This is a genomic window from Mesorhizobium sp. W067, from assembly GCF_054719525.1.
Window position 1 is genome coordinate 2,224,319 of record NZ_JBTTII010000001.1, and the last position, 19,083, is coordinate 2,243,401.

Annotated in this window: 21 protein-coding genes and 3 pseudogenes; 15 read left to right on the plus strand and 9 right to left on the minus strand. The window is 60.5% G+C overall.

The annotated features are described in order from the left end of the window. Positions 1-51 precede the first annotated feature (51 nt). Positions 52-348 (minus strand): DUF982 domain-containing protein, encoded by a 297-nt coding sequence (locus tag ACYG97_RS11020; RefSeq protein WP_023688240.1) that lies wholly within the window; start codon positions 346-348, stop codon positions 52-54. 279 nt (positions 349-627) lie between these two features. Between ACYG97_RS11020 and map the strand changes: the two genes are divergently transcribed. Further along, positions 628-1,461 carry a type I methionyl aminopeptidase gene (gene map, locus ACYG97_RS11025; RefSeq protein WP_023733674.1) on the plus strand — a complete coding sequence of 278 codons (834 nt, stop codon included), beginning with the start codon at positions 628-630 and terminating at the stop codon, positions 1,459-1,461. A gap of 113 nt (positions 1,462-1,574) precedes the next feature. Next, a pseudogene (locus tag ACYG97_RS11030) lies at positions 1,575-2,045 on the plus strand (UPF0758 domain-containing protein); the annotation flags it as partial. A gap of 87 nt (positions 2,046-2,132) precedes the next feature. Here ACYG97_RS11030 and ACYG97_RS11035 read toward each other — a convergent pair. Further along, positions 2,133-2,975: a hypothetical protein gene (locus tag ACYG97_RS11035; RefSeq protein ID WP_023733676.1), complete on the minus strand. Its 843-nt coding sequence runs from the start codon at positions 2,973-2,975 to the stop codon at positions 2,133-2,135. 23 nt (positions 2,976-2,998) lie between these two features. Then, entirely contained in the window at positions 2,999-3,238 is a 240-nt protein-coding gene (locus tag ACYG97_RS11040; RefSeq protein ID WP_023733677.1) for a DUF6471 domain-containing protein, read from the minus strand. A gap of 103 nt (positions 3,239-3,341) precedes the next feature. On the opposite strand from ACYG97_RS11040, the gene ACYG97_RS11045 reads away from it, so the two are divergent. From ACYG97_RS11045 to ACYG97_RS11055, 3 genes are all read left to right on the plus strand, one after another. Continuing rightward, on the plus strand, positions 3,342-4,307 hold the full coding sequence (locus tag ACYG97_RS11045; RefSeq protein ID WP_023733678.1) for an IS1595 family transposase: 966 nt from the start codon (positions 3,342-3,344) through the stop codon (positions 4,305-4,307). 236 nt (positions 4,308-4,543) lie between these two features. Then, the gene (locus ACYG97_RS11050; protein WP_156937186.1) at positions 4,544-4,798 is read left to right on the plus strand and encodes a hypothetical protein; all 255 of its coding nucleotides are present in this window, start codon (positions 4,544-4,546) and stop codon (positions 4,796-4,798) included. Then, the gene (locus tag ACYG97_RS11055; protein WP_023733680.1) at positions 4,795-5,025 is read left to right on the plus strand and encodes a hypothetical protein; all 231 of its coding nucleotides are present in this window, start codon (positions 4,795-4,797) and stop codon (positions 5,023-5,025) included. The genes ACYG97_RS11050 and ACYG97_RS11055 overlap by 4 nt, the downstream gene beginning before the upstream one ends. Here the strand turns inward: ACYG97_RS11055 and ACYG97_RS11060 are convergent. Further along, complete coding sequence (locus ACYG97_RS11060) at positions 4,994-5,401, minus strand: hypothetical protein (protein WP_023733681.1); 408 nt, start codon at positions 5,399-5,401, stop codon at positions 4,994-4,996. The two genes, ACYG97_RS11055 and ACYG97_RS11060, sit on opposite strands and share 32 nt — an antisense overlap. A gap of 62 nt (positions 5,402-5,463) precedes the next feature. Between ACYG97_RS11060 and ACYG97_RS11065 the strand changes: the two are divergent. The 3 genes and pseudogenes from ACYG97_RS11065 to ACYG97_RS11075 all read left to right on the plus strand — a co-directional run. Continuing rightward, a pseudogene (locus tag ACYG97_RS11065) lies at positions 5,464-5,775 on the plus strand (JAB domain-containing protein); the annotation flags it as partial. 196 nt (positions 5,776-5,971) lie between these two features. Continuing rightward, positions 5,972-6,376, plus strand: coding sequence for a RidA family protein (locus tag ACYG97_RS11070; RefSeq protein WP_023733683.1), 405 nt, complete (start codon positions 5,972-5,974; stop codon positions 6,374-6,376). A 59-nt stretch (positions 6,377-6,435) separates the two neighbouring features. Then, on the plus strand, positions 6,436-7,056 hold the full coding sequence (locus ACYG97_RS11075) for an isochorismatase family protein (protein WP_023695467.1): 621 nt from the start codon (positions 6,436-6,438) through the stop codon (positions 7,054-7,056). Between the two features lie 25 nt (positions 7,057-7,081). On the opposite strand, the gene ACYG97_RS11080 is transcribed toward ACYG97_RS11075, so the two are convergent. Then, positions 7,082-7,996 carry a LysR family transcriptional regulator gene (locus ACYG97_RS11080; protein ID WP_023695468.1) on the minus strand — a complete coding sequence of 305 codons (915 nt, stop codon included), beginning with the start codon at positions 7,994-7,996 and terminating at the stop codon, positions 7,082-7,084. Between the two features lie 157 nt (positions 7,997-8,153). On the opposite strand from ACYG97_RS11080, the gene ACYG97_RS11085 reads away from it, so the two are divergent. The 7 genes from ACYG97_RS11085 to ACYG97_RS11115 all read left to right on the plus strand — a co-directional run bounded on the left by ACYG97_RS11085 (position 8,154) and on the right by ACYG97_RS11115 (position 14,603). Next, positions 8,154-8,795 (plus strand): glutathione S-transferase family protein, encoded by a 642-nt coding sequence (locus ACYG97_RS11085; RefSeq protein ID WP_031194779.1) that lies wholly within the window; start codon positions 8,154-8,156, stop codon positions 8,793-8,795. Positions 8,796-8,927: 132 nt separating this feature from the next. After that, positions 8,928-9,854, plus strand: coding sequence for a DMT family transporter (locus ACYG97_RS11090; protein WP_023733685.1), 927 nt, complete (start codon positions 8,928-8,930; stop codon positions 9,852-9,854). A gap of 227 nt (positions 9,855-10,081) precedes the next feature. Further along, complete coding sequence (locus ACYG97_RS11095; RefSeq protein WP_023733686.1) at positions 10,082-10,966, plus strand: cytochrome c oxidase subunit II; 885 nt, start codon at positions 10,082-10,084, stop codon at positions 10,964-10,966. A 22-nt stretch (positions 10,967-10,988) separates the two neighbouring features. Next, entirely contained in the window at positions 10,989-12,758 is a 1,770-nt protein-coding gene (locus tag ACYG97_RS11100; protein ID WP_023733687.1) for a cytochrome c oxidase subunit I, read from the plus strand. Next, complete coding sequence (locus ACYG97_RS11105; RefSeq protein WP_023688233.1) at positions 12,755-13,459, plus strand: cytochrome c oxidase subunit 3; 705 nt, start codon at positions 12,755-12,757, stop codon at positions 13,457-13,459. Before ACYG97_RS11100 ends, ACYG97_RS11105 begins: the two co-directional genes overlap by 4 nt. 13 nt (positions 13,460-13,472) lie before the next feature. Further along, positions 13,473-14,195, plus strand: a complete 723-nt coding sequence (locus ACYG97_RS11110) for a heme-copper oxidase subunit III family protein (RefSeq protein WP_023667664.1) — start codon at positions 13,473-13,475, stop codon at positions 14,193-14,195. A gap of 9 nt (positions 14,196-14,204) precedes the next feature. Then, the gene (locus ACYG97_RS11115; protein WP_023733688.1) at positions 14,205-14,603 is read left to right on the plus strand and encodes a cytochrome C oxidase subunit IV family protein; all 399 of its coding nucleotides are present in this window, start codon (positions 14,205-14,207) and stop codon (positions 14,601-14,603) included. A 62-nt stretch (positions 14,604-14,665) separates the two neighbouring features. Here ACYG97_RS11115 and ACYG97_RS11120 read toward each other — a convergent pair whose 3' ends face one another. The 4 genes and pseudogenes from ACYG97_RS11120 to tig form a co-directional block, all read right to left on the minus strand. Beyond that, positions 14,666-15,487 (minus strand): DUF2189 domain-containing protein, encoded by an 822-nt coding sequence (locus ACYG97_RS11120; RefSeq protein WP_023667666.1) that lies wholly within the window; start codon positions 15,485-15,487, stop codon positions 14,666-14,668. 179 nt (positions 15,488-15,666) lie between these two features. After that, positions 15,667-16,598 (minus strand): annotated as a pseudogene (locus ACYG97_RS11125) (heme o synthase). A 153-nt stretch (positions 16,599-16,751) separates the two neighbouring features. Continuing rightward, positions 16,752-17,132 (minus strand): c-type cytochrome, encoded by a 381-nt coding sequence (locus tag ACYG97_RS11130; protein WP_023733689.1) that lies wholly within the window; start codon positions 17,130-17,132, stop codon positions 16,752-16,754. 260 nt (positions 17,133-17,392) lie between these two features. Further along, a complete protein-coding gene (tig, locus tag ACYG97_RS11135; RefSeq protein ID WP_023681635.1) occupies positions 17,393-18,868 on the minus strand; it encodes a trigger factor in 1,476 nt (491 codons plus the stop codon). Positions 18,869-19,083 lie beyond the last annotated feature (215 nt).

Sequence of the window (19,083 nt, forward strand, 5' to 3'; positions counted from 1 at the left end):
CCGCGCCGATTGGAACGAGTCGGTTGGCCGGCCTCCAGACCAAGCAGAACTCTAGACCCTCAGGCCCCTCGCCTCGCCGGCGCGCTTGGCCGTAACCATCATGTCCCTGGCCAGCAGGCCACTGACCCGGCAAAACGCCATGAAGGCGCGCCAGGCGTCCTCAGTCCTGACCACATCCACCGTGGCCCCGAAACAGGCATTGAACGCCGCTTCATAGACCTTGCCCTGTCGCTTCTTTGGCCAGTCATGCAGGATATCCAGCGCCTGTTCGACGCTGTATATTTCCTCTACCGGCAGCCCGGGCGCGGGCGCGATGCGCACCGGCACCTCGAATTGCAATCTGTCCATTCTATATCTCCCGAACTGGCGTCGACCACAGCAACGCCGTTCGTCGTCAAAAGTTGCTTTGGCTGCTTTTGCGCGAAAATGTGTCGTCAGTGCGATCTCGGCATTCGGAGGAGATCGCGCACCTGGATGTCATCTGAGCGGCCGCGCAAGCCAGGAATATCGCCAGTATCAGTCCATTGCCGGCAGTTCTTCCTTGAACCTTGCGGCTTGCAGTGCCAAATCTGGGGAAATTTTCTAACGGGCTGATATGCGCCGCCCGCTTACAGGCAAACGGACACTATGGTCACCTATCTCGACGCCACCACGGCACCCCTCAGGAACACCGGCCAGATCCGCCTCTATGGCGAAGAAGGATTTGCCGGCATGCGCAAGGCCTGCGATCTCACCGCGCGCTGCCTTGATGAACTGGTGCCGATGGTCCAGCCGGGTGTCACCACCGAGACCATCGACCGTTTCGTCTTCGAATTCGGCATGGACCAAGGCGCGCTACCGGCGACGCTCAACTACCGCGGCTACACCAAATCGTCCTGCACCTCGATCAACCACGTCGTCTGCCACGGCATTCCAGACAACAAGCCGTTGAAGGATGGCGACATCGTCAACATCGACGTCACCTACATCCTCGACGGCTGGCACGGCGATTCCTCGCGCATGTATCCCGTCGGCACCATCAAGCGCGCCGCCGAACGCCTGCTCGAAGTCACCCACGAGTGCCTGATGCGCGGCATCGCGGCGGTCCGGCCCGGCGCCCGCACCGGCGCCATCGGCGCCGCCATCCAGACCTATGCCGAGGCCGAGCGCTGCTCGGTGGTGCGCGATTTCTGCGGCCACGGCGTTGGCCAGCTGTTCCACGACGCACCCAACATCCTGCACTATGGCACCGCCTCGGAAGGCGTCGAGATGCGGCCGGGCATGATCTTCACCATCGAGCCCATGATCAATCTTGGCCGGCCGCATGTGAAAGTGCTGTCGGACGGCTGGACGGCGGTGACGCGCGACCGCTCGCTGTCGGCGCAGTACGAACACACGATCGGCGTCACCGAAACTGGCTGCGAGATTTTCACCCTGTCGCCAAACAAGCTCGACCGCCCCGGCCTGCCAGCGGTCAGCTGAAAACAAGATCGCCTCAAGCCGCGGCTTTGAGGCGCCGTCGCCGAAAAAACTCGACCGCGCGCTGCTTACCGCTCTAATCTGCCGTCGAAGCCTTCGGGGAGTGTGGGGGGTCGATGGGGAAGAGCGGTGACGACGAACGGGGGTTCTTCTCCGAGCGGTGGCTTGAACCGCCGGCGAAGGACAAGGCACCAAGAGACAAATCGACGGAGAAGCCACACTATCACGGCCATCGCGACCGTTTGCGCGAGCGCTTCGTTGCCGGCGGCGCAGACGCCCTGCCCGACTACGAACTTCTCGAACTGCTGCTGTTTCGCCTGATCCCGCGCGTCGACACCAAGCCGATCGCCAAGGCGCTTTTGGCGCGCTTCGGCACTTTTGGCGAAGTGCTTGGCGCACCGGTGGCGCTGCTGCAGGAGGTGAAGGGCATCGGCCCCGCCGTGGCGGTCGACCTGAAGGTGATTGCCGCTGCCGCGCAGCGCATGGCGCGGACCGAGGTCCGCGACCGCGAGGTGCTTTCCAACTGGACGCAGCTTCTTGCGTACTGCCGCTCGGCGATGGCGTTCGAGAACCGCGAACATTTCCGCGGTCTTATGTAGCAAACGCACCAAGCCCGATGGGCGGGTAGGTGCGCGATGATCATTGGCGCTTTTCTGGGAGCGGTGCTCTGCGCTTCAATCGGCGTTGAAGTCTCCGTCGATTCCCTTTTGGAAACCAAGTTTGTTCGCCGGTGTATCTCCGTAACCGGGGCCGTAGGCCATGTTGCCCGGCATATCCGCTCTGACAAGCTCGATAATACCGCCGGTTTGGTGGCGCTCATCGGATACGACCAGCCAATAGTGAACGCAGATCGCCAGCCGGATAGGCGTTGGCGTCTGATCTTCCCAAACGTCTCGCTGGAAATTTTTCGAGATGGCGTCTGTTATGGATTTCTCGATTGTAAGATGGTGGACTTGCGTGATGTTTTTGCCGGGGAAAATGCTGGCGCCGAGGCTCTTCGGCATATGCTTATTCTGGCCGTAGATTTCGGCCAGAAGAGTGTCCCGGCGGTCGAGAAACGACACAAACGTGGCATTTATCCATACGCCTTTGGCCAACGTCCTGCCGATGTTTTTGACGGTGAATTTCACCGACACTTTCCCCTGCCTCTTTTCATGGTCCCACTTAAGCGGGGAAATAATCTCAATCCCTTCTATTTCGATCCAGGCTCTTTGATCGGCAATGAACGTCTGCCGGGAAAGTTGGTTCGCCTCGACGGCGGCGGCGGTAGCTTGCCGGTTCAATTCAAGGGTGCTTCTGACCAGCCACACAGCCCAAGTGCTAACGCCTACGCTGAAGAGAGCGGAGAAAGCTGCGATCCACTGTGCGTACGTATCAGACGGCGTAGTGTAGGCTTTCCAGAAGCCGGGAGGCTCGACTGGCTTTTCGTCCCCGCCGGTTGTCTGTTCGGCGTGTTGCTGTCCGTCCTTGCTATTGGTTGGATCACGAAACCCCGGAACCGCCCAGACAAGAACCAAAAGGGAAATGCCAAGGCCAACGACTAGGCCAAGTGCAACGTCTGCGAACCTATTGCGGTTAGACATTGCAGCAAGAACGCAGCACTAAAGCCCCCCCGGCTTATTTTGTTGTTCAAGTTACGCTCGGTTTCGTGAATGTCCATAGCCGCCAGCTTTTCGGCAAGTTGGGCATAGGTGACACCCTTCCGCTTCAACTCTGACTTCAAAAGGTTCTTGGCTTTCGTCTCGTACTCGACAGTCTGCGGGTCGTCCTTGCGTGCCATATCCTCGCCTCAAAAAATATCATCACATTCGATGATATAAGACCTTGTATTTGGCGATACAAGTCCGCATATACGGTGAACAATATCACCGGATATGATGACAATGGCCCAACACTTCCTCCTTTCCGCCGAAAGCCGCACCCTCTCTCTGAAGGAGATTTACAAGGGTGGCGAGGAAAAGGCTTACGACACGTTCAAGCGCCTTCGTTGGGCTTCGACGCAAGGCGAGCCTGTTTGCCCGAAATGCGGGTGCCTGGATCATTACGACATTCCGACCCGTCGCAAGTTCAAGTGCGCCGCTTGCGGTGCGCAGTTCTCGGTTACGAGCGGCACGATCTTCGCCTCGCGCAAGCTGTCGTTTGTCGATCTGCTTGCCGCGATCTGCCTGTTCGTCAACGGCGCGAAGGGCATGTCGGCGGTCCAGTTCTCTCGCGATCTGGACGTGCAGTACAAGACCGCCTTCGTGCTGGCTCACAAGCTGCGCGAAGCCCTGTCGGCTGAAACCAAGAACGAAACCCTCGAAGGCGAGGTCGAAATCGACGGCGCATACTTCGGTGGCGTGGTGCGCCCTGAGAACCGCATAGAGGACCGCAAGGACCGTCGCATGAAGCAGAACCAGTCAGACCGCCGCCGCGTTGTGATCGCCCTGCGCGAGCGCGCTGGCCGCACTTTGACGTTCGTCCGCAATCGCGAAGCCGAAGGCGTCGATATTGCCCGCGCTCGCATGTTGGCTGGGACCAAGCTGTTTGCGGATGAGGCGAGCCATTGGGACGTGCTGGAAGGCGAGTTCGCTTCGACCCGCATCAACCACTCGGAAAGCTACAGCGACGGCCACGGCAAGCACACCAACATGGTGGAGAGCTATTTCAGCCGCCTTCGCCGGATGGTTGCCGGTCAGCACCACCACGTCTCGCACCGCTACCTCTACCAGTACGCCAATCACGCCGCTTGGCTTGAAGATCACCGTCGCCGGTCGAACGGCGGCAACGCCTTCGCCCTGCTTGGTGGCGCGCTCAATCATTCGGTGAGCCGAGTTTGGGCCGGCTACTGGCAGAGAACCGCTGCTTAATTAATGATCGTTTGGAACAAGTCTCGTAGCTGGCGGTTCCCCCTTGACTATCTCGTGATCGTCAAGGGCTTGTTGGCGCCACAATCGGCCCCTATTTTAGGTCAGCACAGCTGACATTTAATTAACCGGAAACGTTGCGGCCGTAAGGGTTTCGCAACGAAACGAGTTGACATGTTGTCAACCTTTTGTTGTCTGTGCGGTATACAAGAGCAACCAACGCAACTGGGGTGATGGACATGACGAAGGACAAAAAGAGCCATTCGTTCTACACCGGAGAGACCGATCAGGGCGAGTTCCTGACGATCTCGACCGAGTCGCCCTACTTTTGCTTTCTCTCGGAAGCGGAAGATGAGGGCATAGCCAAGGCCAAGCGGGCACTCGATTTTTACCACAGCGTGGAAGCGTCTGAGGTGAAAAGAAAACACATCAGCCCGTCGAGGCGAATAACAACTTTTATCCCGAGCAGGCGTGAAGAACTGCTCGTTGCATGAGCGGATTTTACGTCTCCATAAATCATCTCTCGGACGCCCAGCTGGAATTCTATGGTTGGTTTTTCGTCCGAGAGAACGGTGAATTCAAGATATACGGTCGCCCCTACGATGGGGAGGAGCAGATCGTCTCGAAGGACAATCCGTTTTTGCTGGTCGATGATTACAATGATGCGATCTACATGAAGGCAGACACTATCATCGAGGTCCCGGAGCATCACGCCGACTAGCCCGCCTACGCCGCACCTTCGCGGTATTGACGCACTGCCTGACCCGCTCGACAAGCGACGGCTCCCAGCCCTTCATTGCGACAATGCGCTGGGCTGTCTCCTTGTTGGCCTTGCTGCCTTCCGCCTCGCACTTCAAAATCAGCCGGTAAAGCTCGCCCTTGCGGAAGCGGCTGGGCTGGCGTCGCAGCGGCGTGATCTCCGACGGTTCGCCCTTGTAGCCAAGGATCAGCAGCACCGCGTCTATGTGCTGTAGCTGGTCAGCCAGGTTCGCACCGTTGAACCGGATTGCGCCGGATATCTCCGCGCGCTTCGCGACCAGCGTATTGATGGCGTGTTCGTATCGGGTGGAGCGGACGATAGGGGCAACTCTGGGCATCCCCGGATTTTAGGGGAACGAGCTGCCGCGTGCTTGGTCTATCTTGGTGCGTTTGCTACATAAGACCGCATTTCCGCATCCTGTTCCTCGACAAGAAGAACGTGCTGATCGCCGACGAGGTGCAGCAGGTCGGCACCGTCGACCACACGCCGGTCTATCCGCGCGAAGTGATCAAGCGCGCGCTGGAACTGTCGGCCAGCGCCGTCATCCTGGTGCATAACCACCCTTCCGGCGATCCGACACCATCGCGTGCGGACATCGAAATGACCAAGCAGATCATCGACAGCGCCAAGCCGCTCGGCATCGCCGTCCACGACCACATCATCATCGGCAAGAAAGGCAATGCCTCGATGAAGGGCCTGCTGCTGATCTGAGCCCGACGCTCGCCGGCGCCGTCAACCCAAACGCACCGCTCGCGAGCCAATCAGCAACATTCCGCTTTGGCTCAAATGCCCACGGTTGCGGTGTAGAAGTGATATTGCGACGGAAGCGCCCGCTTCGGCGACAATGTGGTAGACCCGCGAATACGAAGCAGCCAGTTCCCGACAGCCATTGCAGGAGATCTATTCAATGACGCTCGAATGCATAAATCCAAATGATCTGCCGATTCCGGAAATGTACTCCCAGGTCGTCGTGGCGACAGGAAGCAAGCTGGTGTTCGTCTCGGGCCAGCAGCCAGAAGACATACACGGCAAGCTCGTTGGCCATGGTGATTTCGCAGTCCAGGCGCGCCTGGCGTTCGGGAATCTTGGCCGTGCGCTTGCTGCCGCCGGCGCTCGGCCCGAGCAAGTCTGCAAGATCACGATCTACATCGTCGATTACAAACGCGACGAACACGTGCCGATCATCGAAGCGGCCCAGATCGAGCTGTTCGGCGATCACAAGCCAGCAAACGTGGTGGTCGGGATAGCTGTAATGTCTCCTGGCTACTTGATAGAGATCGATGCGATCGCGGTGATCGACCCCGTAGGCTAGGCAAGGACGCCCAAAGGCCTGCTGCTCACCTGATCAACGTCGGAAACAGGAAACACGCAATGCCCCAGCCCGGCGACGAACCATGGCCGTTCGACAAGCCACGCGCAGCCCTCCTAGTCATCGACATGCAAAGCGACTTCGTCGATGAGGGCGCCGTCATGGAAGTGGCCATGGCCCGCCATCGCATTCCGGCGATGCGGCAGGTGGTCGAGCTTTGCCGCGCGCAAGGCGTCCCGGTGATCTACACCCAGCATGTGCTCAGCGACCATTTCGATATCTCGCCGCTGGAAACCAGCTATCAGCCGAAGCTGAAAACCAAAGGCATGCGGGAAGGCAGCGCCGGCGCCGAAATCGTCGCCGCGCTTGCGCCCTTGCCTGGGGATGTCGTCATCAAAAAGCACCGCTACGATGCCTTCCACAACACGCAGCTCGAGACCGTGTTGCGCAACATCCGTGGCGCAGGCCGGGTCGACACGGTGATCATCATCGGCACCGTGACCAGCATCTGCTGCGAATCCACCGCGCGGAGCGCCTTCATGCGCGACTACAAGGTGGCTTTCATCAGCGACGCCAATGGCGGACTGGACGAGGCATCGCACAATGCAACCCTCGACATCATAGGCAAGGTGTTCGGGCGCGTGATGACGGTTGCCGAGCTTGGGAACCTGTTGCGGAGCTGAGCCCGCGCGTCAGCTGGCGTGCGTCTCAAGCTCCGGCGACGAGCCTGCCCTCAAGAAGGTCGCGCCGCTGCTGCAATTCGCCGGAGACGAATTTGGTGAAGGCGTGGACGCGCGCCGTGCGGCGCAAATCGTCGTGCACCAGCACCCACAGCGCCGAGCCGATCTCCTCGATCAGCCCTCCGACCCTTACAAGCCCGGGCAGGCTGTCGCCGAGATAACAGGGCAGCGCCGCAACCCCGATTCCGGCGCCCGCCGCATACGACATCGTCACCAGGGAATCGGCGCGCATGGCGATCTCGACATCGGGCAGCGACGACCGCATCCAGCGGGCGACGCCGGTGTTGGCCAGGCTGTCGTCGGGCGCGATCCAGCGCAGCGCACCCAATCTCGGCTCCGGGGGTAGCGTTTCGGCGTAGGAACGTGTCGCGTAGGCGGCGAAGGCGACGCCCGAAATGCGCCGGCCCACCAGGATTTCCTGCGGTTGCGACACCGGCCTGATCGCCACGTCTGCATCCCTTTGCGTCAGGTTGGCGATGGAATTCTGCGTCATCGCCTCGACCCGTATGCCGGGATGGAGCTTATGAAACGCCGCCAGGATCGGCGGCAGCACCGACGCCATCAGCGTATCGGTGGTGGTGACCCGCAACCTGCCTTCGAACCTGAGATCCTGCCCCGACAGTTTGCGCGCCAGTTCATTGACCGTCTCGGCCATTGTGCGTGCCGCGCCCAGCAGTTCCTCGCCGCCCGCGGTGAGGGCATAGCCAGTCGGCAGCCGATCGAAAAGGCGGATACCCAGCCGCGCCTCGAAGGCGTTGACGCGCCGCAGCACAGTCGTGTGGTTCACGCCCAGGATCCGAGCCGCCGCCGCCAGCGAAGCGCCATCGGCGACGGCCAGCACCATGCGCAGATCTTCCCAGTCGATATCGCGTGAGCTGTGCATTCTTGCAGAAAGATAAAAGAAAGCGCTGCGCTCTGCGAGTCAAAATCACGCTTCGCTGTGCAAAAACGCAGAGCAAGCGGGCGAATCGGCATGTCGATCTGCGCATGCACGCACGCCATATGGACCGACGACAAAAGAAACAGTCGCGGAGAGAGCCATGACGCCGATAGAACTCTACACCTGCCAGACACCCAACGGGCACAAGGCCTCGATCATGCTGGAAGAGGTCGGCCTGCCCTACTCGGTCCGCTTGGTCGACATCGAAAGGGGCGACCAGACCAAGCCTGATTTCCTGGCGCTCAATCCCAACAACAAGATCCCGGTGATCGTCGACCGGGACGCCGGCCGCACGGTCTTCGAATCCGGCGCCATCCTACACTACCTGGCGCGACGGTCGGGCAAGCTTCAGCCGGTGGGCGCGCAGGAGGCGGACGATACGCTGACCTGGACCTTGTTCCAGGCGGCCCATGTCGGCCCGACGCTTGGCCAATTGTGGAATTACAAAATCTTCGCGCCGGAAAAAATCCCTTACGTGATCGAGCGTTTTGAGCGCGAAACCGGACGTGTCTTCCGCGTTCTCGATAGCCGGCTAAAGCACCATGAGCACATTGTCGGCAAAAGCTACGGCATCGCCGATGTGATGACATGGCCATGGATCAACGCGGCCGTCACCAGGCTCGGCCTCAGCCTCGATGACGCGCCAGACCTGGCGCGTTGGTATGCCGCCATAGGCCGACGCTCCGCAGTTGTCAGAGGCATTGCCGTTCCCGCCCTGCCCGAAGCATCGGCTGCCGCTTAGATCATGATGAGATTTGGTTGAAATCTCATCATGATCTAACCCTTTGTTGGAGCATGATCTTTTCCAAAAACCGGCCCCCACTTTTTGGGATCATGCCCTAGCCGCCGCACCCCGCATTCAAGGAATACGATCGTGGAAATCCTCTTCATCCCTCTGGCGCTTGCCGCCGGTGGCCTGCTCGCAGTGCAGGCTGGCGCCAACGCCCAACTTTCAAAGGCGGTCGGCTCACCCTTTGCCGCGACCACGCTTCAGCTCGCGGTCGGCGCCATCGTGCTGTTGTCGATCACGGCCCTCACCGGAACGACACCGGCTCTGCTTGCCGTTCGGCAAGCCGAATGGTGGCATGCGATCGGCGGCATGGCTTCGGCCTTCTACGTCGTTTCGACCATTCTTCTGTTCCCTCGCCTTGGCGCCGTCGTGTCCGTCGGGCTCTTCATCGCTGGGCAGATGCTTGCATCCTTCGCCCTCGACACGTTCGGCTGGCTCGGGATCCCCGAAGCCGGACTGCGAGCCGGGCCTGCCTTCGGCATGCTCGTCTTGCTTGCCGGGGCTGCCCTCATCGTTCTGGGACAGAAGGGCGCGGCCGACAATACCGCATCCTCAAGACCAGGGTGGATCGGACTGGCGCTGCTGGCAGGCGCCGTGCTTCCGGTGCAAGGCGCTGTAAACGCCTTGCTTCGGCACGACCTTGGCGGCGCGCCGTTTGCGGTCGGCACCATCTCGTTCCTGGTGGCGATGCTGGCCATGGCCGCGGTGCTTCTGATCGCGCTTGCCCTGACGAAGACGCCCCGCCCTCGCCTCGCCGGCCTGTCGTCGATGCCTTGGTGGGGCTGGCTCGGAGGTTTTGCCGGCGCCACCTATGTCACGACCGTGTTCACCGCCATCCCCGTCATCGGAGCGGCAGCTGCCGTCAGCCTGACGGTGGCCGGCCAGCAGGTCGCCGGCATCTTCGTCGACACCTTCGGCTGGTTCCGCCTGCCGCAGCGGCTTGTCTCCGGCATACGGCTCGCCGGCGTCGTGCTGCTTTTGGCCGGCTGCATCATCATCAAGGCGCTTTGATCCCGCTGGAACAAGGCAAGCCGAATCAAACCAGCCCCTGCCCTCCCTGATTTGGGAGGTCGGGTGTCGCTCCGGCGTCACCAACGAAGCAAGGTCCGGCGCCGCAGAAGCAATTTTTCGCTCCTTCCACAACCGGCTCTAGAATTTCGATCGCAAATCACGCATGATGCACTTGGTATTTTCCCGGGACGGCTTCGCGCCCCCTGAAATACCGGGAGGAACGGGACATGCCCATAGTGGTTGTACTCGTTTTGATCGTCGTGGGCTCGGTGTTGTTCCACTTCCTGAGCCCATGGTGGTGGACTCCGATTGCCTCGAATTGGGACTATATCGACAACACCATCATCATCACCTTTTGGATCACCGGCGTCGTCTTCGCCGCGGTCGTCCTATTCATGGCCTATTGCGTCTTCCGCTTCCGTCACGGCGAAGGCAACCAGGCGGCCTACGAACCGGAGAACAAGCGGCTCGAATGGTGGCTGACGATCGTCACCGGAGTGGGTGTTACCGCCATGCTGGTTCCCGGCCTGTTTGTCTGGAGCCGGTTCGTCAATGTTCCAAGCGACGCAACCGTGGTCGAAGTCGTCGGCCAGCAATGGCAGTGGAGTTTCCGCTTGCCCGGCAAGGACGGCAAACTCGGCACATCCGACACCCGCGACGTCACCGCTGAAAATCCGCTGGGCGTGATCGCCAAGGATCCCAGCGGCCAGGACGACGTCGTGGTCGAAGCGGCCGACCTGCATCTGCCGGTCGGCAAGCCGGTCAAGATGCTGCTGCGCTCGATCGATGTGTTGCACGATTTCTACGTTCCGGAATTCCGCGCCAAGATGGACATGATACCGGGCTCGGTCACCTATTTCTGGTTCACCCCCACCAAGACCGGGACCTTCCAGGTTCTGTGCGCCGAACTGTGCGGCCAGGGGCATCCGATGATGCATGGCATCGTCATGGTCGATACCGAGCAGGATTATGTGGCCTGGCTCGACCAGCAGCAGACGTTCGCGCAGTTGTCGGCGCCGCAGCAGACGGGCTCGGTGGAACAGGCGCCGGGCAACGCGACGGCGTCAGCTCTAGAAGTTGCGGCAAAACTCGAAACTGTCGGGTCCCGCTGAAGGGCACGGAGGTGCTCCGCCTATGGTCGATATCACGCCTGCAGATGCCGTCCCGCCCGCCGAAGTCGCGGAAATGGAGCTTTACCATCCGCACAGCTGGTGGACGAAGTATGTGTTCTCGCAGGACGCCAAGGTCATCGCCATCCAGTATTCGGCGACCGCAACGGCCATCGGCCTGGTCGCGCTGGTGCTGTCCTGGCTGATGCGGCTGCAGCTCGGCTTCCACGGCACGTTCGATTTCATCACCCCCGAGGCCTACTACCAGTTCATCACCATGCACGGCATGATCATGGTGATCTACCTGCTCACGGCACTCTTCCTCGGCGGCTTCGGCAACTACCTGATCCCGCTGATGGTCGGAGCCCGCGACATGGTCTTTCCCTATGTCAACATGTTGAGCTACTGGATCTACCTCCTTGCCGTGCTGGTGCTGGTGTCGAGCTTCTTTGCGCCCGGCGGACCGACCGGCGCCGGCTGGACGCTCTATCCGCCGCAAGCCATCATGACCGGCACACCTGGCGGCCAGGAATGGGGCATCATCCTGATGCTCGTCTCGCTGATCCTGTTCATCATCGGCTTCACCATGGGCGGTCTGAACTATGTCGTGACGGTGCTGCAGGCCCGCACGCGCGGCATGACGATGATGCGCCTGCCGCTGACCGTCTGGGGCATCTTCACCGCCACCGTCATGGCGCTGCTCGCCTTTCCGGCGCTGTTCGTCGCCTGCGTGATGATGCTGCTTGACCGCGCGCTTGGAACCTCCTTTTTCATGCCCGCGGTCGTCGAGATGGGGGAACAGCTACAGCACAATGGCGGCAGCCCGATCCTGTTCCAGCATCTGTTCTGGTTCTTCGGCCACCCGGAAGTCTACATCGTGGCGCTGCCGGCCTTCGGCATCGTCTCCGATCTGATCAGCACGCATGCGCGCAAGAACATTTTTGGCTACCGGATGATGGTCTGGGCCATCGTTGGCATCGGCGCGCTGAGCTTCGTGGTCTGGGCGCACCACATGTATGTCAGCGGCATGCACCCCTATTTCGGCTTCTTCTTCGCCACCACGACACTGATCATCGCCATCCCGACGGCGATCAAGGTCTACAATTGGGTGCTGACGCTGTGGCGGGGCGACATCCATCTCACCATACCGATGCTGTTTGCCATGGCTTTCATCGTCACCTTCGTCAATGGCGGGTTGACCGGGCTGTTTCTCGGCAACGTCGTCGTCGACGTCCCGCTGTCGGACACGATGTTCGTCGTCGCTCACTTCCATATGGTCATGGGTGTTGCTCCGATCGTCGTCATCTTCGGCGCGATCTACCACTGGTACCCGAAGGTCACCGGCCGGATGCTGAACGAGACGCTCGGCCGATTCCATTTCTGGGTTACATTTCTCGGCGCCTACCTGATCTTCTTTCCCATGCATTACATCGGCCTGATGGGCGTGCCGCGGCGCTATGCCGAACTGACCGACGTGACGGTCATGACGGAGTCGGCGCATCACCTGAACTCGTTCATCAGCATCATGGCGTTTATCGTCGGCTTCGCCCAGATCGTTTTCCTGTTCAATCTTATCTGGAGCATCCGCCATGGGCGCGAGGCCGGTGGCAATCCATGGCGAGCCACGACACTCGAATGGCAAACGCCGCAGACGCCACCGGCGCATGGCAATTTCGGCAAGGATCTGCCGATTGTCTATCGCTGGGCCTATGACTACAGCGTGCCGGGCGCCAAGGAGGACTTCATTCCGCAAAACATGCCGGGCACGTTCGGCCCCTCCAGGGAGCCGGCATGAGCGTCATCCTGGTCTTCCTTCTCGTGATCGCCGGCTTTGCCGGCTGGTGGCTCTCGCATCAGCGGCTGATGGCGAAACCATGGCTCGAGCAAGGTGTGGCAGGAGATTTTGTCGCCTTCGACCGATCGAGCCTGCCGACCGCCAAGATTGGCCTCGGTGTCTTCCTCGCCGTGGTCGGCTGCCTGTTTGCGCTGTTCACCAGCGCCTACTTCATGCGTATGGCGCTGTCGGACTGGCAGCCGCTGCCCATCCCACGCCTGCTCTGGCTCAACACCGGCATGCTGGTGCTGAGCAGCGTTGCCCTGCAATGCGCCTCGATCGCGGCGCGCAAGCGCCAGATGGACACGGTCAGGCTCGGCCTTGCCGCGGCTGGGCTCACCGCAATCGCCTTCCTCATCGGGCAGCTCATGGCATGGCGGGACCTGACCGCCGATGGCTATTTTCTGGCCTCCAATCCGGCCAACAGTTTTTTCTACCTGATAACCGGGATGCACGGCCTGCATATAGTGGGAGGGCTGGTGGGCCTGGGCAGGACAACCGCCGGCGCCTGGAACGGGGCACGGCCGGAACGGCTTCGCCTCAGCGTCGAATTATGCGCCATGTACTGGCATTTCCTGCTTTTCGTCTGGCTCGCCATCTTCGCTCTTTTAGCCGGCTGGGCCGCGACGTTCATCGATATTTGCCGGCAGTTGCTGACCTAGGAGGTCGAGGAGCATGGCAGAAACGACACTGACGCATACCGGCCAAACGGAGACGCGGCCCGCAGGCTGGCAAGGGATCGCCGCCGATTGGTCCTCGGATCAGCGCGCGTTCAAGAACGTGTCCTGGGGCAAGGCCATGATGTGGATCTTCCTGCTCAGCGACACCTTCATCTTCGGCTGCTTCCTGCTCTCCTACATGACCGCGCGCGTCTCCACACGTGTGCCGTGGCCCAATCCGAGCGAGGTCTTTGCGCTTCGCATCGGCGGTTCGGACATTCCACTGATCCTGATCGCCATCATGACCTTCGTGCTGATATCGAGCAGCGGAACGATGGCCATGGCGGTCAATTTTGGCTATCGCCGCGACCGCCGCAAAACCGCAATCCTCATGCTTCTGACGGCAGCGCTAGGAGCCACCTTCGTCGGCATGCAAGCCTTCGAATGGACCAAGCTGATTACCGAAGGCGTACGGCCGTGGGGCAATCCCTGGGGCGCGGCACAATTCGGCTCGACTTTCTTCATGATCACCGGCTTCCACGGCACGCATGTGACGATCGGGGTGATCTTCCTCATCATCGTGGCGCGAAAGGTCTGGCGTGGAGACTACGACGTCGGTCGTCCCGGCTTCTTCACCAGCCGCAGGGGTCGCTACGAGAACGTCGAAATCATGGGGCTCTACTGGCATTTCGTCGACCTGGTCTGGGTGTTTATTTTCGCATTCTTCTATCTTTGGTGAGAGGCTGACATGGCTGAAGCAACCGCAAACGGCCTCGGGCAACACGCGCTGCACTCTGATCATGCGCATGAAGGGCCACCGACCGGCGTCGCGGAGGTTCATCAGGAACATCCGATCAAGCTCTATCTGGTGGTCTGGGCATGGCTGTTCATCCTCAGCGCCTGCTCCTACATGGTCGATTATCTCGGCATCCACGGCTATCTCAGATGGTCTCTGATCCTGATCTTCATGATCCTCAAGGCCGGGCTGATCGTCGCCGTGTTCATGCACATGGCTTGGGAGCGGCTGGCGCTGACCTATGCGATCATCCTGCCGCCGCTTCTGATATTGGTGTTCGTGGCGATGATGCTCTTCGAAGCGGACTACACGCTTCTCACCCGGTTGTCCTTCTTCGGACCGGGGCCCTGACGCACAGCTTCATCTCCGGTCAAAGACCGGAGATGAAGCTTCCCATCAGCTGATCTGCAGGGTCAGAGGCCGACCCGCGTCGGGGACGATGGCGGCTCCACAACCTTGCGGTAGACATGCCAGGTGGCGTGACCCAGGATCGGCAGCACGACCGCCAGCCCGGCAAACACCGGCAGCGAGCCTATGATCAGGGCAACGGCGACAATCAGTCCCCAGACAGCCATGGGGATCGGGTTCGCCAGCACCGCTCGCACCGATGTGTGGATGGCTTCGTAGGCGCCGACGTCGCGGTCGAGCAGCAATGGGAAGGCGACAACCGTCGTGCACAACACCACCGCGGCGAAGACGAAGCCGATGGCGTGCCCCAGGACAATCAGAGACCAGCCGCGTCCGGTGGCAAATATTTCATTGATGAAGCCCGAAATCGATACAGGCGGAGCCGGGCCGAAGAGATATTCGTAGAACACCTGCGCCGCCAAAAGCCAGGCGATGAAGATTGCAACCAGCATGATCCCGACTGCGGCGATGGCTGGCAGGGCCGGAGAATTCCTGACCTCGAAAGCGTGCGTCCAGGAGGTGTCGAGCCCGGCTTCTCGTCTGCGGCTGATCTCATAGAGGCCGATCGCCGCGAATGGACCTATCAGCGCAAAGCCGGACACCAGCGGAAACAACATCGGCAACGCATTGGCGCCCGAAGTCCAGGCAGCGAGCACCACGCCGACAAGCGGATAGATCAGGCAGAGAAAGACGATGTGCGACGGTTTGACCATAAAATCGTCAACACCGCGCTTGAGCGCATCGAATAGATCGGAAACGCTGATTTTTCGGATTTTGGTGTGTTCCAGCGTTTCGCTGGCGCCTGCAATCACGTGAAAACTTGTCATGCCCGTTCCTCCAGACCAGGTCCGGCAAGGTCGCGGTTTCACGGTGCTGCCGTTCTGCATGACTGGCCACGCGAACCGCGACCTGCACCGCAATCAATATACTCCATTGACTGGAGCTTGTCGCCCGTTCTTACAAAAGGCTCCCGGAAGGCGAGGTTTCCGAACACAGCGTCATGCCGTCACCCTCCGGCTGACATGAACGCGCGTATCGCGATGGTATCGGCAAGCAGCACGGCAAAGATCGCGAAAAGATAGAAGATCGAATAGGCAAACAGCGCCTTGGCCGGCTTCATCTCCTTGTCGAGGACGACCAGGGCGTTCCAGGCATGCCAGATGAAACCCGAGCCCAATGCAGCCGAAACAATCCCATAGACCCCGCTCGTGAATCCGAACGCCCAGGGCAGCACGCCGATTGGTGCCAGGAGCAGTGAATAGGCGAAGATCTGCCTTCTGGTCGAGGCCTGGCCGGCCACGTTCGGCATCATCGGGATGCCGGCAGCGGCATAGTCGCCGGCCTTGAACAGTGCGAGCGCCCAGAAATGCGGCGGCGTCCACAGGAAAATGATCAGGAACAGGATCAGGCTTTCAATGCCGATGGCGCCGGTGGCCGCTGCCAGCCGATCATCGGAGGAAGCGCACCCGCCGCGCCGCCGATGACGATGTTCTGCGGCGTCGAGCGCTTCAGCCACATCGTATAGATGACGACGTAGAAAAAGATGGTGAAGGCCAGCAGTGACGCGGCAAGCCAGCCCACCAGCACGCCGAGCGTCATGACCGAAAGTGCGGAAAGCACCAGGCCGAAGCCGAGGGCTTCGCCCGCCGTGACGCGGCCCGACGGAACCGGCCGCTTTGACGTGCGCGACATCAGCGCGTCGATGTCGGCGTCGTACCACATGTTGAGCGCGCCGGCCGCTCCCGCTCCAACCGCAATCGCACCTATGGCGATCACGGCGATGACCGGGTTCATCGCGCCGGGCGCCACCATCAGACCGACGAAGGCGGTAAAGACGGCAAGGGCCATGACCCGAGGCTTCAAGAGCGCAAAGAAATCACTGGCCGTCGCTTCCGAGAGGCGGACGCCGGTATCCTTGAGGCTTTCCTTGACCGACATTTGAGACGACCATCGATGGAAACCGGGCAGCCTAGAGCAATTCCAGGAAAAGTGTATGCGGTTTTCCGTCCGGAATTGCGTAAGAACAAAGAGATCGAGCGGATCGCCGTTTCCGTGAAACGGTGAAACGCTCTGGCCGGCCGAAGAGCCAGGTTACGGGGAAAATTGCTTCAGATAGGCGATGACGTTGGCGACGTCCTCGTCCTTCTTGAGGCCGGGAAACGCCATCTTCGTCCCTTTGACCATTGCCTTGGGGTCGTAAAGATACGTCGTCAGTGTCGGCTCATCCCATTTGACGCCGGATGTGCCGGCCGCGATCATGGCTTCGGAATATTTAAAATCCGGATGCGTGCCGGCCGTCCGGCCGATAACGCCATGCAAAGAAGGGCCTATCTTGTTGGTGTCTTGGTCTGCGACGTGGCAGACCTTGCATTTGGTGAAGACCTTCTCGCCCGCCGCGGCGTCCTGTGCCCGCGATGGATTGGCGATGAAAGTTGCAACGGAAACGACGGCGAAAAACGCAACCAAGCGCATGGCATTCCTCCCTGATCGTCAAATTTGCCTGAGACGGTCTGCACATGCCGGTAGCACCAGCATGCGCCCTGCACGGCAGAATAGATTCTCCGCTCCTCCCCAGATGGAATTGCGGCACTTGTGTACCACAGAATCTGGCCGGTAGGTAGAACAGGTCGACCGTACAAAGGTTCAGGTGGGCTGCGGTGGCTCAAGGCACATCCGCCACAACGAAAAAGGCCGCCTCGAGGGCGGCCTTTTCTGATCTTGTCGTCAGGCGCTTATTCGGCGTCCTTGGCGGCCTTCTTTTTCGGGGCTGCCTTCTTCTTCGGCTCTTCCGCGTCGTCGGCCTTTTCAGCCTTGTCGGCCTTCTTGGCAGCGGCCTTCTTCGCCGGCTTGGCCTTGGCTGTATCGCCCTCTTCGTCGTCAGCCATCAGCTCTTCCTTGCTGACCTTGACGTCGGTGACCGAGATCTGGCTGAGCAGATGGTCGACGACCTTCTCCTCGAACATCGGCGCGCGCAGCGTGTTCAGGGCTTCCGGATTGCTGCGATAGAACTCGAAGGCTTCCTGCTGCTGGTTGGCCGGGTAGCGGCGCACCTGCTCGAACAGGCCGCGCTGCAGTTCCTCGTCGGAAACGGTGACGCCGGCCTTCTCGCCGATCTCGGCCAAAACCAGGCCGAGACGCACGCGGCGCTCGGCAAGCCGCAGATATTCGGCGCGTGCCTCTTCTTCCGTCGTCTCCTCGTCGGCGAAGGTACGGCCGGCGGCTTCGAGATCGCGGTTGACCTGGGTCCAGATGTTGTTGAACTCGGCATCGACGAGCTTCGACGGCGCCTCGAACGAATAGGCCGCGTCAAGCTGGTCAAGCAGCTGGCGCTTGACCTTCTGGCGGGTCATCGAACCGAACTGGTTCTCGATCTGGCCGCGCACCACGTCGCGCAGGCGCTCCAGCGATTCCAGGCCGAGGTTCTTGGCCATTTCGTCGTTGATTTCCAGCGCGCCGGGCTTGGACACTTCCTTGACGGTGACGTCGAAGGTGGCTTCCTTGCCGGCCAGATGCGCTGCCTGGTAGTTTTCCGGGAAAGTGACCGTGACCTGCTTCTCGTCGCCGGCCTTGGCGCCGATCAGTTGGTCCTCGAAGCCCGGAATGAATTCCTTGGACCCCAGAACCAGCGGCTGGTCGGTGCCGGCGCCGCCGGAAAAGGCCTCGCCGTCGATCTTGCCGACATAGTCGATCGAAACGCGGTCGCCTTCGGCGGCCTTGCCGGTCTTCGGCTCGAAGCTGCGCGCCGATTCGGCAACGCGCTGGACCTGCTCGTCGATCTCGCTGTCCGGCACTTCGAATACCTGGCGCGTCACCTTGATGTCGGAGAAATCCTTGATCTCGATCGCCGGGATGACCTCGTAGTTGAGGCGGAATTCGAAGTCGGCGCCGCCGGCCAGGATCTTCTCGGCCTCTTTCTCATCTTCCGTCATGATCACTTCAGGCTGCATGGCGGCCTTTTCGCCGCGCCCTGTGATGATCGAACGGGTCGAATCGTTGAGGATCTCGTTGACCACTTCGGCCATGAACGACTTGCCGTAGACCTTGCGCAAATGCTGCACAGGCACCTTGCCGGGACGGAAGCCGTTGATGCGGACCTTGTTCCTGGCGTCGGACAGCCGCGCCATCAGCTTGGCTTCCATATCACCGGCCGGCACGGTGATCTTGATCTCGCGCTTGAGACCGGAGTTGAGCGTTTCGGTGACCTGCATCGTAAAACCTTTATCTTCACCAAAGAGGCTGCCACGGCGTCTTGCCGTTCACAGCCTGCCGGTACAATCTTGCCGGGAATGGCTTTTGGTACGGAACCTGGCGATTTGACCGAAATTACGGCTCAAATTGTTCCAAACTGCGTTCCAAGATGTGAATAAGTTCTTGTTTTTCCTACTTCTTATCACATTCTGCAGAAGCGGATCGGCGCGTCCCG